The organism is Halorientalis sp. IM1011, assembly GCF_001989615.1.
Taxonomy (GTDB): Archaea; Halobacteriota; Halobacteria; order Halobacteriales; family Haloarculaceae; genus Halorientalis.
On record NZ_CP019067.1, the window covers coordinates 2,658,905 to 2,674,257 of the forward strand.

Here is a 15,353-nt window from a genome sequence, read left to right on the forward strand (position 1 = left end):
ACTCAGACGTCCGCGGGTGTGATCCGTTCGGCCCGGTCGCGATACTGCTCGAACAGGGCTTCGCCCGTGGAAACGGCGGCGTCGGACGACGTTTCGAGGAGGGCTTCCGGTCGTCGGTTCCGGTCGTTGGCTCCCAGACAGAGTGTCCCGTCCATGAGCCCGAGCTGGAACGGAATGGGGTCGTCGTGACGGTAGAGCGAAAGCGGCGTCTCGCGCAGGTCGGCCGCGAGATCGGCCCCGTACCGTTCGCTCTCGATCAGCGAATCGAACGCTCGCCGGTCGAGTACCATCGCCGAGGTGAGCTCACCCTGTCGGAGCAGGTGTCGACCGGCGTCGAAGCTCTGCGGGGCGAGGGAACTGGTCACGACACGCACAGTCGTGGACCGCTCGGTCAGCTCGGCGAGACGGATCATCGGCGCGGTCGGGTTGTCCACGGTCGCGTGGGTGACGCTGTACGCCTCGAAGTCGTCGAGATCGAAGGGCAACTCTTCGATGACGTCGAGAAACACCGCCAGGTCCCCGATGCGGTCGATCCGTGTCAGATAGCCGGTGGTCTCGTCGGCGAGGACTGCCCCCAGGGCCGTCAGCGCGTAGCCCCCGTCGACCCGCTCGATCGCGCCGAGGTCTTCCAGTGTCGCTATCGCCCGGTGTGCCGTCGACTTCGAGAGGTCCAGTCGGTCCGTCAGGTCGCTCTGCCGGAGCACCGTGTCGGATCGGCGGAGAGTCCTGAGTACCGGTTCGCGTCGAATCACGTCGATAACGTCGTCCCGTTTCATTGTCTTCGTCTCGCCGATCCCGTCGCCCGAGCGCGTTCCGGAGCCCGGGAACGTTTCGTGACGGGATATTTTCCTGTCCATCGAATATAATTTTACGGTCTCCGACAGTCCGGCGTGTGTCCTCCGGATCGGTCCGTTACCGGCCGGCGAGTCGGTCGGGTAGTGTGCCGGTGTGGGGGAGTGATCGAAATGACTGAACACGACGAGAACACGGACGTAGACAGACGGACGCTCCTCGGATCGACGGCGGCACTCGGTCTCGCAACGACCGCGGGCTGTCTGGGATTGCTCGAGGAGTCGGACGGCAGTGATTCGGACAGCACCGACGGGGGACCTTCATCCCCGTCGCCGGAACCCTCACCGACGACCGCACCGACGCCGGTGACGACCATCAGAGACGACGGGGCGAACGACTCGGCTCCCAACCTCACGCTGGCCCCGTGTGTCAGAGACGGAACCTGCCTGCACACGCCCGATGGCAACGACGTGGATCCGGACCTGTTCCAGCCGAACCTGACGGTCGATCCGGTCCCCGTCGAGGATCTGCCGTCGGATATCGACCTCGGTGGGTCCAACGACGGCGACTCCGGAAGTGGTGGGTCACTCCGGGATCCGACGACCGTCACGGGATCCGGTGCCGTCGAGGTCGTGGTCACGCCGAACAGCAAAGAGACGAGCGACGAGAACGTCGGTGAGGAAGGGACCGAAGAGAAATCGGACGTGGTCTGTACGACCCAGAAACGCCGGATGACCGCGGGCGGCCCAGCGAATTTCCTCATGGACCCCCAGATCGGAACGATCTGGCCCGGGGCGATTCTGGAAGCCAACAGTATCGCCAACGGTCAGTTCTCGCCGGCACTCTCACAGCAGCGCCGGAACGGGACGCCGGTCCAGCAGATCAGGACCCCCATCCAGCTCTCGCTGTCGTTGATGAACGTCGACGGCGACACCACGACGACGGTGGAAAACCCCTCGCTCGGGAACGTCCGGAACGCCCGGAGCGAACTCCTGAGTCGGTTCAACCGAACCGCGACGCCCGCCAAACAGAAGGCTCAGATCCACCAGATCCACTCCGAGGAACAGCTCAAAGTCGCCCTCGGGATCCACTACGACAGCAACAACCTCGAGATAGACAACCAGTTCGACTACTCCAGTACCTCCGAGACGAACAAGCAACTCGCGAAGTACTGGCAGATCTACTACACCCTCGACGTGTCGGTACCCAACCCCGTCGCCAACGGGTTCGTGACCGACCAGAGCCAGTATCTGAACCGCAACGACGTTCTCATCAAGAACGTCTCGTACGGTCGATTGCTGTTGTTCTCGGCCGAGTCGAAGTACCAGCGAACGAAAGTCAGCAACTCTCTGGAGGCGGCCCTCAACTACGGGCAAAAGGAGGGGACGGTCGACGTCGACGTCGATCACGAACAGGTCCTGCGCGATACGCAGATCGACGTTCAGGTCATGGGCGGCAGTGCCGAGAGCGGCGCGAAGACAGTCAGTAAGCCCGGCGAGGGGGCCCTCGATACGATCAAAGACTGGATCCAGCGCGGCGCTCGCTACGATCCCGCCTCCTCGCCCGGTGTCCCGATCTCCTATCACTCAAAGTACCTCGGCAACCTCGATACGGCGAACGTCTACCTGACGACCTCCTACACCGCCCGGAACTGTCGACCGAAGACCAGCAGGTACCGGATCCACAACTTCTCGTGGGAGGTACTCTCAGAGAGCGACCCGGGCAACGAGGAGGAACTCTACGGCGACATCTACGTCGTCGCGTGGCCGATCCCGGAAGACGGCGTGCTGGTCGGCAACGACGCCCGGATCGAGCCGAAGGGCGCACCCAGCGACGGGGAAGTGTGGGAACGGAAGAAATCCAGCCACATCAACCTCAAGCAGAACCAGCGAAAGCAACTCAACGTCGACGAGACCATCGTTTTCGAGGACACGACCGAACTGGACGAGAGCAAGGCCTACATCCAGGTCACGGGCGTCCCCCGGGAGAAAGACCCGCTCTCGAACGACGACTTCGGGAACAAGAAACACGTCAAGTGGTTCCTGAACGAGTCTCCCAGCGATCCCGACACGGCCGGCAACGGCCCCGGGGAGTTCACGATCCGGTGGAACGACCACGGAACCGAGATCGAACTCGCGTTCGACATCTCGCCGCTCCCGCCCTGACTCACCTGGTCTCCGTTTCCGCCCGCCGCATCACCTCGCGGACGGGTAGGTCGGTCTCGCGGGCGACCGCCAGCGCGTCGTCGTACTCGGCGGACACGTCGTAGACAGCGCCGTCGGTGTCGCTGGCAACCTTCACGTCGACCGCGTACTCGGACCCGTCGACGGTGATCGTCGCGGTCTCGACCTCTCGGGAGGCGACCCAGCGGTGGCCCGCGCCGTGTTCCCGGACACCGAGCGTCCCGGTCTCCTCTGCCAGCCGTCGGGCGACCCGGTCGGCGTCCTCGGGCTTGACGATCACCTTCACGAGATGGCCCGGCCGCGATTTCTTCATCGTGAGCGGGACGATGGATACGTCCCGCGCGCCCACGTCGGCGAGGCGGTCCTGCAACCCGCCCAGCACTTCGGGGGGTGCGTCGTCCAGATTCGTCTCCAGCACGGTGATCTCGTCGCGCTGGAGACCCCCGTCACCCTCCCCGACCACGGCCCGGAGGACGTTGGGGTGCTCGTCGAAGTCGTAGCCGCCAGCGCCGTAGCCCGAGGCGTCGACCCGGAGGGAGGGGAGCCGGTCGACCCCCTCGGCGACGTGGGCGAGGATGGCCGCGCCCGTCGGGGTCAGTAACTCCCGCTCGACCGGGCCGCCCGAGATGGCCCAGTCCGCACGCTCGGCGATCTCGACGACGGCGGGCGTCGGCACGGGATAGGTCCCGTGGCTCATCGCTGCCTCGCCGCCGCCGGTCGAGAGCGGCGTCGTCACGACCCGGTCGACGCCGAGGTCGTCGAGCAACAGACAGACGCCGACCACGTCCGCGATGGCGTCGTCTGCGCCGACCTCGTGGAAGTGGGTGTCGTCGAGGTCGGTGCCGTGGACGGCGGCCTCGGCCTCCCCGAGGATCTCGAAGATCGCCCGTGCGTCCGCGGCGACCCCGGCCGGCAGGTCCAGTCCGTCGACGATCTCGACGACCTCCGCGTACGTGCGGTGCGGACCGTGTCCTTCCGCGTGAGTATGGTCGCCGTCGTCGTGATCGTGTTCGTGGTCGCTCAGGGAATCCGCCTCGCCGTAGCCGTGTTCCGGGTCCGGCGAGTGGTCGTGGGTCCCCTCGTCCGTGTGATCGTGGTGCTCGTGCCCGTGATCGTCGCTGTGGTGGTCGTGATCGCTGGGGTCCCCGTCGGTCTCCGCACCGTCCAACAGCACGTCGACTGCCGTCGCGCTGATCCCGGCCTTCTCGACGTCCCGGACCTGGTAGATCACGTCGAGGCTCGGGGCGTCCTCGACGGGTGCGAGGGCGTCCCGGTCGGCACCGGCGGCCAGCAGGGCTCCCAGCAGCATGTCGCCGCTGGCTCCCATCCGACCGTCGAAGGCGAGTGTTCGCATACCCGTTGGACTCTCGCGGGCCGGGAAAACGGTTCGGTCCCACGGCCCCCGAGCGGTCCGGTACCCCACCCCCAAGTAGGGAGCCGTCAATATCGGGGGTCAATCTTACCCCTCCCAGAACCGGACGCTGGATTGTCATGTCTCCCCTCGTCCCGACCGACCCCACCCTGCTCGTCCCCTCGATCGACCGGCCGACCCTCGGCACGCCGGCCGTTCTGGCCAGCTACATCCTGCTTGCCTTGCTCCTGCTCGCTCGGGGGATGAAACGCAGCTGGCTGGGCGGCCGGAACGCCGACGAACCCGACCCCGATGCGGATCGCGACGCCGAGGAACCGCTCGCCGAGCGCCACGAGGAGACGCCGTCGTAGAATGCTGGTCGTACCCGACGTTCCGGGCGGTCCGAGTCCGGCCGTCCCGATACTGCTCGTCGCGTTCATGGTTCTCTACGTACTCCTCCGCGGCGGTGCCATTCGGTGGGTCCGGACGAATCTCCTCCGCCTGCCCGAGGCGGACGAGGACCGGCCGGGCGAAAAAGATTGACGACGGCACCGTTACGTATCAGGTGCCACGACGCCGCTCGACCCGGAACTGGTTGTCCCCTCCTGTCCCGCCGGGCCGGAACTCCTGCTCCCGGCTCCTGGTCGGATTCGGACTCGCGATTGGTTACGTCCTCGGCCGGAACGCCTGAAACCGGTCTCACACAGGCCGACCGACGACCGGCCGTGTCTCAGGCGAACTCGACGCCCGTGATCTCGAAGCGCGCGCCGCCTGCCTCACCGTCCGTGACCGAGACCGACCACCCGTGAGCCGTGGCGACCGCCTCGACGATAGAGAGGCCGAACCCGGTCCCACTCTCGGCCGTCGTGTAGCCGGACTCGAAGACGTCCTCACGCTCGGGTTCGGGGATGCCGGGGCCGTCGTCTTCGACGAAGAAACCGCCCTCGCAGTCGCCGACGGTGACGGTCACGTCCGGGCCGCCGTGCTCGACCGCATTGCGGTAGAGATTCTCCACCAGACGCCTGAGTCGTCCCTCGTCGGCCACGACCGTCCGGTCCGTCTCGACGTCGAGCGTCGCCGACCCGGTCCCGACGGCGTCCTGACAGGACTCCATAACCGTACGCAGGTCCACCGGGCCTTCGTCGGTCACCCGCTCACCGGTGTGAGCGAGCGCCAGCAGGTCGTCGATGAGTGTCTCCATGCGCTCGTGGCTCTCGGCGATCTCGTCGAGGTGCTCGCTGTCACACTCCCGGAGTGCGAGCTCTAACCTGTTTTCGGCGACGTTCAGCGGGTTCCGGAGGTCGTGGGAGACGACGCCGACGAACCGTTCGAGGCGCTCGTTTTGGCGCTGGAGTTCGCGCTCGCGCTCTTTGCGGTCGGTGATGTCGCGCAACACGCCGACGGTGCCGCGGAACTCCCCGTCCTCCATCGGGCGCAGCGCGATGTGGTTCTCGTTGGGGATGCACTGGCCGTCGCGAGTGATCGTCTCCATCTCGAAGGACGCCTTCTGGCGCTCGTCGTCGGTCAGCAACCGCTGGATCTCCCGCTCGCCGATCGCCACGTCCTCATCGGTCATGATGACCGAGACGTGTTCGCCGACGAGTTCATCGGGTTCGTACCCGGTCGTCGTCACCTCCGAGTCGGTCGGGGGGATGATCGTGACGAACCGCCCGTCGGCGTCCAGCGCGTACACCTCGTCGGGGATCGCCTCGACGATGGTCTCGTACTGTTCGAGTTCGCGCTCGCGCTCCCGACGTTCGGTGATGTCCCGGACGACGCCGACGGTGCCGCGGAACTCCCCGTCTTCCATCGGTCGGAGTGTCAGGTTCACCTCGATGGGGACGGTGCCGCCGTCGGCCGTCCGCATGTCCGCCTCGACGGTCTCGACGGACATCTCCGGCTCGGTGAGCAGTCGCCTGATCGCGTCCTCGAAGGCGGTCACGTCCGACTCCGAGAAGAAGTCCGACGGCTCACACGTCGTCAGCCAGGTCTCCCGATCGTACCCCGACAGCGCAGCGAGATACTCGTTGACGTGGACGTACGAGCCGGTCGCGTCGAGTGCGTACACACCGTCGCCCATCGTCTCGACGATCCGGCGGTACCGCTCGCGTTCCCGCTCGCGCTCCTTGCGGCCGGTGATGTCCCGGGTGAACCCGACGACCCGAGCCACCTCGTCCCCCTCGAAGATCGGCTCGGCCTGCACCCAGGCCCACCGGCTGTATTCCTCGGACTCGTTGACCCGGAACTCGATGTTGACCGACTCGCCGGCCGAGAGCCGCTCGGCCGCCTCGCGGACGAACTCGCGGTCGTCGGGATGGACGGCCTCGAGGAACGCCTGGGGGTCCTCCAGGAGCCGTTCGGCGGACTGGCCCCAGATCTCCTCGAAGGCCGAGTTGATAAACTGGAGTTCCGACCAGTCGCCCGAATACATCCACAACGCGTCGTTCGAGTTCTCCGCGAGTTCCCGGAGACGTCCCTCCGCGCGCTCGACGGCGCGGGACGCCAGGTGTTGCTCGACCGCGTTCCCGATGCGGTTGGCGAGCAACTCGTACTGCTCGGTGCTGGTCCCCTTCTGCAGGTAGTCGGAGACGCCCGCCGAAATCGCTTCGCTCGCGATCTCCTCGCTCCCCTTCCCGGTGAAGAGGACGAAGGGGAGGTCGGGGTACGTCTCGCGGACGGTCTCCAGCAGTTCCAGCCCGTCCATCCCGGGCATGTCGTGGTCGCTGACGATACAGTCGATCTCGTGGTCGTCGAGATACGAGAGGGCGCTTTCGGCGTCTTCGACGGCGGTGGCCGTGATGCGCTCGTCTTCCCGTTCGAGGAAGTCGACGGCCACGGCCGCGAGCTCTGGGTCGTCGTCGACGTGCAAGACCCGGATCGACGACGGGACATCGGCCATGTCTCATAGATATCTCAAAAACAGAAAATATCTTCCGGTTGGACGCTGGCGTGGGCTCCGCTCGAACTGCTCGCGTAACCGACCGGCAACGAACCGACGAGTGGACCACCGGTAGCAAAAAGCATATCTCCCGGGGTACCCGAGTGTGCTACATCCCCACAGAGTATGAACGAAGTTCAACTAGAGGTGGCGAAGGCGTACCCGAACGACTCGGGACGCGGTATCGCCCGCCTCGACCCCGACACGCTGTTGCATCTCAAGCTCTCGCCGGGTGACATCATTGAGATCGAAGGGAGCGACACCACCGCGGCGAAGGTCTGGCGCGCCGACCGACAGGACTGGAACACCGACACCGTCCGCATCGACGGGTTCACGCGCCAGAACGCCGACGTGGGCATCGGCGAGCGCGTCACCATCCGCAAAGCCGAGGCCGAGAAGGCAGACGAACTGGTGCTGGCTCCGCCCGAGGAGGCATCCGTACAGTTCGGCTCGGACGCCGCCGGCATGGTCAAACGCCAGATCCTCAAGCGGCCGGTCGTCGAACGGGACATCGTGCCCGTCATGTCGAGCACGAACCACCCGTTCATGCGCTCGCCGGGCCAGGCCATCCCGCTGATCGCCGTCGAGACCGACCCCGAGGGCGTCGTCCTCATCACCGAGGACACCGACGTGGAACTCCGCGAGGAGCCCATCTCCGGCTTCGAGAAGACCGGCGGCGGCATCACCTACGAGGACATCGGCGGCCTGCAAAACGAGATTCAGCGGGTCCGCGAGATGGTCGAACTCCCGATGAAACACCCCCAGATATTCAAGAAACTGGGGATCGAGCCCCCGCAGGGGGTGTTGCTCCACGGGCCGCCCGGGACCGGGAAGACGCTGCTCGCCAAAGCGGTGGCCAACGAGACCTCCGCGAGTTTCTTCTCCATCGCCGGCCCGGAGATCATCTCGAAGTACTACGGCGAATCGGAGCAACAGCTCAGGGAGATCTTCGAGGACGCGAGCGAGGAGGCGCCCTCGATCATCTTCATCGACGAACTGGACTCCATCGCGCCCAAGCGCGAGGACGTGACCGGCGAGGTCGAGCGCCGGGTCGTGGCCCAGCTGCTGACGATGATGGACGGCCTCGAATCCCGGGGCCAGGTCATCGTCATCGCGGCGACCAACCGCGTCGATTCTGTCGATCCCGCACTGCGTCGGCCGGGCCGGTTCGACCGCGAGATCGAGATCGGCGTCCCGGACGAGGTGGGACGCGAGGAGATCCTCCAGATCCACACCCGTGGGATGCCCCTCAGCGACGACGTGAACCTCTCGAAACTCGCCGAGGAGACCCACGGGTTCGTCGGCGCGGACATCGAGAGCCTCACGAAGGAGTCGGCGATGAAGGCCCTGCGGCGGTACCTCCCCGAGATCGACTTAGACGAGGAGGACATCCCGCCGAGCCTGATCGACCGGATGATCATCAAGCGCGACGACTTCAAGGGTGCGCTCAACGAGGTCTCCCCGTCGGCGATGCGGGAGGTCCTCGTGGAACTCCCCAAGATAAACTGGGATCACGTCGGCGGGCTCAACGACGCCAAAGAGCAGGTTCAGGAGGCCGTCGAGTGGCCGATGAACTCCCCCGAGAAGTTCGAGCGCATGGGCGTGACGCCCCCGTCGGGCGTCCTGCTGTACGGCCCGCCGGGTACCGGCAAGACGCTGATGGCCAAGGCCGTCGCCAACGAGACGGACGCCAACTTCATCAGCGTGCGCGGGCCCCAGTTGCTTAGCAAGTGGGTCGGTGAATCGGAGAAGGCGATCCGGCAGACCTTCCGGAAGGCCCGGCAGGTCGCGCCGACGATCATCTTCTTCGACGAACTCGACTCGCTGGCCCCCGGTCGGGGTGGCGACGTCGGCTCGAACGTCTCCGAGCGCGTCGTCAACCAGTTGCTCACGGAACTCGACGGACTGGAGGAGATGGAGGACGTGATGGTCATCGGCGCGACCAACCGGCCGGACATGATCGATCCGGCACTGATCCGGTCGGGGCGGTTCGACCGGCTGACCTACATCGGCGAACCCGACGTGGAGGGTCGCGAACAGATCCTCCGCATCCACACGCAGGACACGCCGCTGTCGGCGGACGTGAGCCTGCGCGAACTCGCCGAGATCTCCGAGGGCTACGTCGGCTCCGATCTGGAGAGCATCTGCCGCGAGGCGGCCATCGAGGCGTTGCGCGAGGACGACGACGCCGAAGTCGTCGAGATGCGCCACTTCCGACAGGCGATGGAGGGCGTCCGGCCGACCGTCGACGAGGACATCCGCGACTACTTCCAGCAGATGGAAGACGAGTTCAAGGGCGGGGCCAAGCCCCAGCGCAAAGGCGGTCGCGGCGGCGGCCGCATCGGCTTCCAGTAACGACCGACGATCCGTTTTTTCTTCCTGACGCCCGTCCACAGCCGAACCGACTCCCGAGTCACAGCTCCGCCCTCCGTCCATCGGGACCGAACGTCCGTACACGACGTCAGCGAGTTACGCCCCCTGTCGCAACTGCGAGGAGGGGACGCTGGTATGGGAGGAGGAGGCTGGCGAGTCGCGCTGTCGGTGCTGTGGCGTAACGGCCTGACGACCCGGTTCTGACCGTCCGCGAACAGTTGTCGACCGAACCTCGGGCATCCCGGTCGCCTTTCGCGACCGTTTCTCGGTGTCGCACGGAGATACGAAGCGATGCGTCCGCGACCGGCCCCGGTTTCGAACTCGGAAACCGGTGGTGGAACTAAAACCCCGGGCTGTTACTCAGTTCGCATGGTGCTGGAGGTATACGCCGAGTCCGAGGCGTACACGCTGGGCTGGGACCCGGAACTGGAGGCCGTCGTCCTCGAGTGGCAGACCACGCCGGACGGCGAGTCGTTCCGAGCGGGTCAGGAGGCGCTCCTCTCGCTCGTCGAGGAGCGAACGGCGACGAAGATTCTCGCGGATTGTCGCGCGTTCGAATCCTTTCCGGACGAGACGGAGTGGCTGCGCGAAGACTGGTCGCCCCGGTTCCTGGCGACGAACGTCGAGTACGGTGCGTACATCTATCCGGAAGACCGCGTCGCGCAGTTCGAACTCGACAGAATGGGCCGGATCGACTCGGACATCCCGCTGGAGCAACTGTTCGCCGAGGACCTGCCGGAAGCGCGGGCCTGGCTCCGTGCGAAGTGACCTCGGTAACTTCTCCGGCCGAGCGGCCGCTAAGGGACGACCGACGGATCGAGGAAAACCCGACGCGACCGGGTGTGAGCACTACCGATAGCGACGAGGGTCGGATGCGGTAAACGAGCTGCCACGGCGAACGCTGGCCTACAGCTCGCCGAGTTTCCGGAGGAGCTGCCCGCGGTACTCCTCGTCGGCCCGCACGTCTTTCAGTTCGAGGACGTTGCGTTCGAGTTTGTCCAGTGCGACGTTGAACGACTGTTCCGCGCCGTAGCCCTCGCCGGAGCCGGCGATCTGGCCCTCGGTGGTGCGCAGGCGGATCTGACACTGGAGCAGCGGCGTGCCCCGCAGTTTCTCCTTGTGTTCGTGGAAGCGGACGTGGGCGTGCCGGACCTGCATGTCGCTGTACTTGTCGACGACGGCCTCGATGTCCTCGCGGACGGTGTCCCGGGAGAGCGCCTCGAGGAGCTTGATGTTCGTGATCTGAACGTCCATGTGCTCCTCCTCGGTGTAGGTCAGCGCCCGCAAGACGTCGGTCTTGGTGAGGATGCCGACCACCTGGCTGTCGTCGTCTTCGGGGGTGACGACCAGGCCGTTGTAGTCGTTTTCGATCATCCGGGTGACGGCCGACCGGACCGACTCGGCGGTCTCGGTCGTGGACACGGGGCTAGACATCACGTCGTACACCGGGATGTCGAGGATGCGGTCGTTGCCCCCGGCGCGCTCGCCGCGAGTGGTCTTGTCCATGTCCCGGACGACCACGTCGACGATGTCGTGGGTGGTGAGCATCCCCGAGAGCAGGCCGTCCTCGTCGAGGACGGGTACCCGCGAGATGCCGTGCTCGCGCAGGAGGTTGATCGCCTGCCCGATGCGGGTGTCCTCGCCCACCGTGACGACGTTCTCGGTGTAGATGTCGCCGACGGTCAGCGCGTCGAGGTGTTCGAGGACGGCTTCGAGGATCGAGTTGGTCGTGACGATTCCCCACAGCCGGCCGGCCTCGAAGACGGGGGCGATCTTCGTGCCCCCTTCGACGAGGACGCGCGCGACCTCGCGCACGTCGTCGGTCCGTTCGACCTTCGGGGCCGACACCACGAGGGACTCGGCTTTGGCGTCGTCCTGCACGTGGGACTGGAGGAGCTGTTTCCGGCCGATCACACCCTCGTAGTCCCCGTCGTCGGTGACGATGATGCCCCGCGGGTTCTTGCGCTCGAAGATGGAGCGGACCTTCGCCAGCCGCTCGGTAGCGTCGACTTCGATATAATCGCTGGTCGCGATATCAGCAATATCCATCGTATAATCCCGTGTTTGCTTGACTGCCTGGGGTAATCAAACTTAGCGGTGGTTCCCCCCGACTGGCGACCGGCGACAGTGATATGCGTGTCGCACCTGTCGGCCCGGTTGCGGTCTCTACTGACCCGGTATCGACACGTTCACGTACGCCCCCGACACCACACCGAACGTCCCCGCTCCGCAGGGTCGTGTGTCTCTATATCAGTATAAGGCGTCCAATGTGGTATTATATCGATTAGAGGAACGCTTTAGGAGCGCGATTCACGATTTTTCGGTGGGAGGGGACCCACCATGAACAACGAAATACGACTCGAACTCTACGTGCGGACGCTCTCTCCACCGGGTGCACGCACGCGACAGGAGCAGGTGATCGAGCGCCTCCAGCGCCTCGAAGACGAGGGACACATCGCCGATTTCTACGTGAAAGTCTGGGGCCGCCAGATCGATCCGACGACGAAGGCCGCCGACACGGATCAGGGACAGTTCATCCTCAACCGGATCGCCGAGTTCAAGCAGTGGGCGCTGGCCGACAACACCACCCTCGAATCGTTCTATCAGACCCACGAGCAGTCCTCGTCGATCACCGGACGGGACCACACCACCATCGTCCTGCCGAAGATGGGCCTGGCCGAGTACCACGGGAGCGAACTCGAACAGGTCACGCCCTGCACCGAGGGAGACGACGTGATCAGCGTCGTCAACCACCTCGACGACCTCGAACGCCGACTGGCCGACCAGCCGACGGCCAGCGCGGCCGCACCGGTCGCCGAGGAGTAACCGGGTACTTCTCTTTGGCCGCAATCGATCCCAGCGACAGCGTCGGCCGTCCTACCGATCCACCGTCGTCAGGAACTCGAAACGCGCCCCACCGGCAGACTCGCGGTGCTCGTCTGCCGAACCCCCACTCGCTTCGCTCGCGGGGACGCCGTCGTAGTCGCCGGTGAGTCTCACGTCCCAGCCGTGTGCCGCGGCGATCTGTTCGACGATGGCGAGGCCGACCCCGCTCCCGTCGGCACCTGAGTGGCCGAACTCGAACACCGAGTCCCGCTCTGCTTCCGGGATGCCCGGTCCGTCGTCGGCGACGACGAAGCCGCCGGGGACGGCCGCGACCTGGACCGTCACGTCCGGACCGCCGTGTTCGATCGAATTTCGGAAGAGGTTCTCGAGCAACTGCTGGAGTCGGCTCGGCTCACAGGCCACCACGAGGTCCTCGTCGACGTCGAGCGACGCGTCGCCGGTCCGAACGTTGTCCCACGCTTCCCGGGCGATCGACGCCATCTCGACCTCCGTCGTCTCCTCGACGGTCTCGCCGACGCGCGTCATCGTCAACACGTCGTCGATAAGCGTCTCCATGCGCTCGTGGGCCCGTTCGAGCGCGGCCACGTGTTCGTTCTCGCCGGCGAGGTCCCGTTCGAGGAGTTCGGTTCGCTGGATCGCCACGCCCAGCGGGTTCCGGAGGTCGTGTGAGAGGATCGTCGCGAACTGTTCGAGGCGCTCGTTCTGCCTGAGGAGTCGTTCCCGGGCGAGTTTCCGCTCCAGCGCCGAGCCGATCCACCGCCCCATGATCTCGACCAGCGTCACCTCCCACTCCGAGAACGGCTCCGTCCGCGCGTCCGTGTCGTAGAAACAGAAGGTGCCGTACACGTCACCGTCGACCACGACTGGCGTCCCCATGTAACAGCTGATGCCCCACTGCGTGAACCCCTCCTTCTCGGTCAGCTCCGGGTGGTCCCTGGCGATATCGCCCGCGACGAGTCGCTGCTCGTCCAGCACGACCCGCTCACAGTTCGTCACCTCCAGATCGACCACGTCGCCCGCTTCGACCGTCCCCTCTGGTGCCCGGACGACCTCGAAGACGTACTCGTCGTCCCGGACCCGCGAGAGCGTCCCCATCTGGATACCGAGCTCCCGGCACGCGATCTCCAGTAACCCCTCGACGCGATCCTCGAACGACCGGGCCTGATCCGAGATGACCTCGTAGGTCTCCCGGAGCACCGTCTCCCGATTCCGAAGTTCCTCGCGCTGTCGGTGCCGTTCCGTCACGTCCCGGAAGTACAGCGACAGTCCCGACTCGGAGGGGTAGGCGTGGATGTCGAACCACGCGTCGAGCGGTTCGTACTCCGCCTCGAACGAGCGCGGCGATTGCGTCGCCATCGCTTCCCGGTAAGTCTCCTCGAACCGCGTCCCCGCGAGGTCCGGAATCGCTTCCCAGACCACCCGTCCCTGTAGCTCCTCGACCGATGCGTCCTCGTCCATGGCGGTACAGACGATGTCTCTCGCCTGCTCGTTCAGATAGGTGAACCGCCACTCGTCGTCCAGCCCGATGAACGCGTCCGTCATCCGGTCCAGCAGGTCCCCGACGCTCTCGGCGTTGAACGGCGACGCATCGTCACCCGTGTCCATTCTCGACCGCTCTAGGTCGGGGCCGTCCAAAAGGGTTCGCGCCGCCTCGACTGTCGACAGTTTCACACTCCGAACGTTCAAGTACTGGAACAGGACGATTCCCGACTCGTGCCTCACCGCTTGCGACCGACCGAGGCGGTCTTCGAACCCGCTGTGTCACGTACATACGCGACCGCGACCGATGTGTAGACCGTATCGTGACGCCGAATTCCTCCGGACGCAGTACCCAATGGAGGGAAAGTCGTCGACCGAAATCGCCGACCTGTGCGGTACGTCGCCGAGTACGATCCGCCGGTGGCTGGACCGCCACGGGATCGACGACGACCGTCGGTATCAGGATCGGGAGTGGCTGTACGAGCAGTACGTCGAGAACCGCCGCGATCAGCAGGCGATCGCTCACGAGTGCGACGTTTCTACGACGACCATCTGCCACTGGCTCGCCAGACTCGACATAACGGACGGTGAGTCGCTGGCCACTGGCGAGTGTGCGACCTGCGGTGATTCGTTCCGCTACTATCCGTCAGTCAGGGACGGGCAGTTCTGTTCGAACACCTGTGCCGGGAAACCGCGACGGCGGCAGGTCGAAATCGAGTGTCCCGGCTGTGGCGAGACGTTCGAACGGCGGCAGTCGCTGGATACCGAGTACTGTTCGATGGCGTGTTGGGGGGAGGAGAACAACATCGATGTTGGGGGCGGTGTTTCGACGCACTATCGAGACGGCTGGTATCGACAACGGCGACGGGCACTCGAACGCGACGACTACCGCTGTACGACCTGTGGGATTACGAACGACGAACACGAAGCGCGGTTCGGCTTCGGGCTTGACGTTCACCATATCGTCCCGCTACGACTGTTCGTCAAGTGGGAGCAACCCGTACGCGACGCACACTCGCTCAGAAATCTGACAACTGTCTGTAGAACACACCATCCTGATGCAGTCGGCAAGACGGTCGATGACGACTGTATCTGACAGTGAAGCCACTCCCGAAACAACTCATGTAAGAATTTTAATGGGTTCGGACGGATTTGAACCGTCGGCCTCCTCCATGTCAAGGAGGTGTCGTAACCGATCTAGACCACGAACCCGTGCTGCCTCCATCACCTCGTAATCCGCAGTGGTAATTGAAGGTTTCGGATTGGAGAAGGCCGTCCCGTCCGGCATTCGTGCTCGTTTCACACGCGCCGTCGCCGACAGCCGTGGACCCGACATGCTTAAGGCGATGAACGTATTTGTACATTGCAACGCGAATACGTCCATTGGTGT

At 65.2% G+C, this 15,353-nt stretch carries 12 protein-coding genes and 1 tRNA gene; 7 read left to right on the forward strand and 6 right to left on the reverse strand.

Annotation, left to right across the window (positions count from 1 at the left end; genetic code table 11):
• Positions 1–2 precede the first annotated feature (2 nt).
• Positions 3–776 (reverse strand): winged helix-turn-helix domain-containing protein, encoded by a 774-nt coding sequence (locus tag BV210_RS13780; protein WP_172824899.1) that lies wholly within the window; start codon positions 774–776, stop codon positions 3–5.
• Positions 777–965: 189 nt separating this feature from the next.
• On the opposite strand from BV210_RS13780, the gene BV210_RS13785 reads away from it, so the two are divergent.
• Entirely contained in the window at positions 966–2,957 is a 1,992-nt protein-coding gene (locus tag BV210_RS13785) for a thiol-activated cytolysin family protein (RefSeq protein ID WP_077207208.1), read from the forward strand.
• 1 nt (position 2,958) lies between these two features.
• On the opposite strand, the gene larC is transcribed toward BV210_RS13785, so the two are convergent.
• Entirely contained in the window at positions 2,959–4,329 is a 1,371-nt protein-coding gene (gene larC / locus BV210_RS13790; protein ID WP_077207209.1) for a nickel pincer cofactor biosynthesis protein LarC, read from the reverse strand.
• Between the two features lie 137 nt (positions 4,330–4,466).
• Between larC and BV210_RS13795 the strand changes: the two genes are divergently transcribed.
• Both BV210_RS13795 and BV210_RS19945 read left to right on the forward strand, forming a co-directional pair.
• On the forward strand, positions 4,467–4,697 hold the full coding sequence (locus BV210_RS13795) for a hypothetical protein (RefSeq protein ID WP_077207210.1): 231 nt from the start codon (positions 4,467–4,469) through the stop codon (positions 4,695–4,697).
• 1 nt (position 4,698) lies between these two features.
• Positions 4,699–4,869, forward strand: a complete 171-nt coding sequence (locus BV210_RS19945; RefSeq protein WP_157526025.1) for a hypothetical protein — start codon at positions 4,699–4,701, stop codon at positions 4,867–4,869.
• A gap of 187 nt (positions 4,870–5,056) precedes the next feature.
• Here the strand turns inward: BV210_RS19945 and BV210_RS13800 are convergent, their stop codons facing one another.
• Entirely contained in the window at positions 5,057–7,225 is a 2,169-nt protein-coding gene (locus BV210_RS13800) for a PAS domain S-box protein (RefSeq protein ID WP_077207211.1), read from the reverse strand.
• Positions 7,226–7,390: 165 nt separating this feature from the next.
• Here BV210_RS13800 and BV210_RS13805 point away from each other — a divergent pair, with 165 nt between their 5' ends.
• Positions 7,391–9,619, forward strand: a complete 2,229-nt coding sequence (locus BV210_RS13805; protein ID WP_077207212.1) for a CDC48 family AAA ATPase — start codon at positions 7,391–7,393, stop codon at positions 9,617–9,619.
• 387 nt (positions 9,620–10,006) lie between these two features.
• The gene (locus BV210_RS13810) at positions 10,007–10,405 is read left to right on the forward strand and encodes a hypothetical protein (protein WP_077207213.1); all 399 of its coding nucleotides are present in this window, start codon (positions 10,007–10,009) and stop codon (positions 10,403–10,405) included.
• 138 nt (positions 10,406–10,543) lie between these two features.
• Here the strand turns inward: BV210_RS13810 and BV210_RS13815 are convergent, their stop codons facing one another.
• Positions 10,544–11,686: a CBS domain-containing protein gene (locus BV210_RS13815; RefSeq protein ID WP_077207214.1), complete on the reverse strand. Its 1,143-nt coding sequence runs from the start codon at positions 11,684–11,686 to the stop codon at positions 10,544–10,546.
• A 291-nt stretch (positions 11,687–11,977) separates the two neighbouring features.
• Here BV210_RS13815 and BV210_RS13820 point away from each other — a divergent pair, with 291 nt between their 5' ends.
• On the forward strand, positions 11,978–12,463 hold the full coding sequence (locus BV210_RS13820; RefSeq protein ID WP_077207215.1) for an HTH domain-containing protein: 486 nt from the start codon (positions 11,978–11,980) through the stop codon (positions 12,461–12,463).
• 51 nt (positions 12,464–12,514) lie between these two features.
• Here BV210_RS13820 and BV210_RS13825 read toward each other — a convergent pair whose 3' ends face one another.
• A complete protein-coding gene (locus BV210_RS13825) occupies positions 12,515–14,089 on the reverse strand; it encodes an ATP-binding protein (protein WP_077207216.1) in 1,575 nt (524 codons plus the stop codon).
• A 229-nt stretch (positions 14,090–14,318) separates the two neighbouring features.
• Here BV210_RS13825 and BV210_RS13830 point away from each other — a divergent pair, with 229 nt between their 5' ends.
• A complete protein-coding gene (locus BV210_RS13830) occupies positions 14,319–15,059 on the forward strand; it encodes an HNH endonuclease (RefSeq protein ID WP_077207217.1) in 741 nt (246 codons plus the stop codon).
• A gap of 41 nt (positions 15,060–15,100) precedes the next feature.
• On the opposite strand, the gene BV210_RS13835 is transcribed toward BV210_RS13830, so the two are convergent.
• Positions 15,101–15,175: transfer RNA gene (locus tag BV210_RS13835), tRNA-Val, on the reverse strand.
• Positions 15,176–15,353: the final 178 nt, after the last annotated feature.

Coding starts and splice junctions, on each gene's coding strand:
- BV210_RS13815 (WP_077207214.1), bottom strand. CDS start 11,686: ATGGATATTGCTGATATCGCGACCAGCGATTATATCGAAGTCGACGCT.
- BV210_RS13800 (WP_077207211.1), bottom strand. CDS start 7,225: ATGGCCGATGTCCCGTCGTCGATCCGGGTCTTGCACGTCGACGACGAC.
- BV210_RS13810 (WP_077207213.1), top strand. CDS start 10,007: ATGGTGCTGGAGGTATACGCCGAGTCCGAGGCGTACACGCTGGGCTGG.
- BV210_RS13785 (WP_077207208.1), top strand. CDS start 966: ATGACTGAACACGACGAGAACACGGACGTAGACAGACGGACGCTCCTC.
- BV210_RS13805 (WP_077207212.1), top strand. CDS start 7,391: ATGAACGAAGTTCAACTAGAGGTGGCGAAGGCGTACCCGAACGACTCG.
- BV210_RS13825 (WP_077207216.1), bottom strand. CDS start 14,089: ATGGACACGGGTGACGATGCGTCGCCGTTCAACGCCGAGAGCGTCGGG.
- BV210_RS13795 (WP_077207210.1), top strand. CDS start 4,467: ATGTCTCCCCTCGTCCCGACCGACCCCACCCTGCTCGTCCCCTCGATC.
- BV210_RS13780 (WP_172824899.1), bottom strand. CDS start 776: ATGAAACGGGACGACGTTATCGACGTGATTCGACGCGAACCGGTACTC.
- BV210_RS13830 (WP_077207217.1), top strand. CDS start 14,319: ATGGAGGGAAAGTCGTCGACCGAAATCGCCGACCTGTGCGGTACGTCG.
- BV210_RS19945 (WP_157526025.1), top strand. CDS start 4,699: ATGCTGGTCGTACCCGACGTTCCGGGCGGTCCGAGTCCGGCCGTCCCG.
- BV210_RS13820 (WP_077207215.1), top strand. CDS start 11,978: ATGAACAACGAAATACGACTCGAACTCTACGTGCGGACGCTCTCTCCA.
- larC (WP_077207209.1), bottom strand. CDS start 4,329: ATGCGAACACTCGCCTTCGACGGTCGGATGGGAGCCAGCGGCGACATG.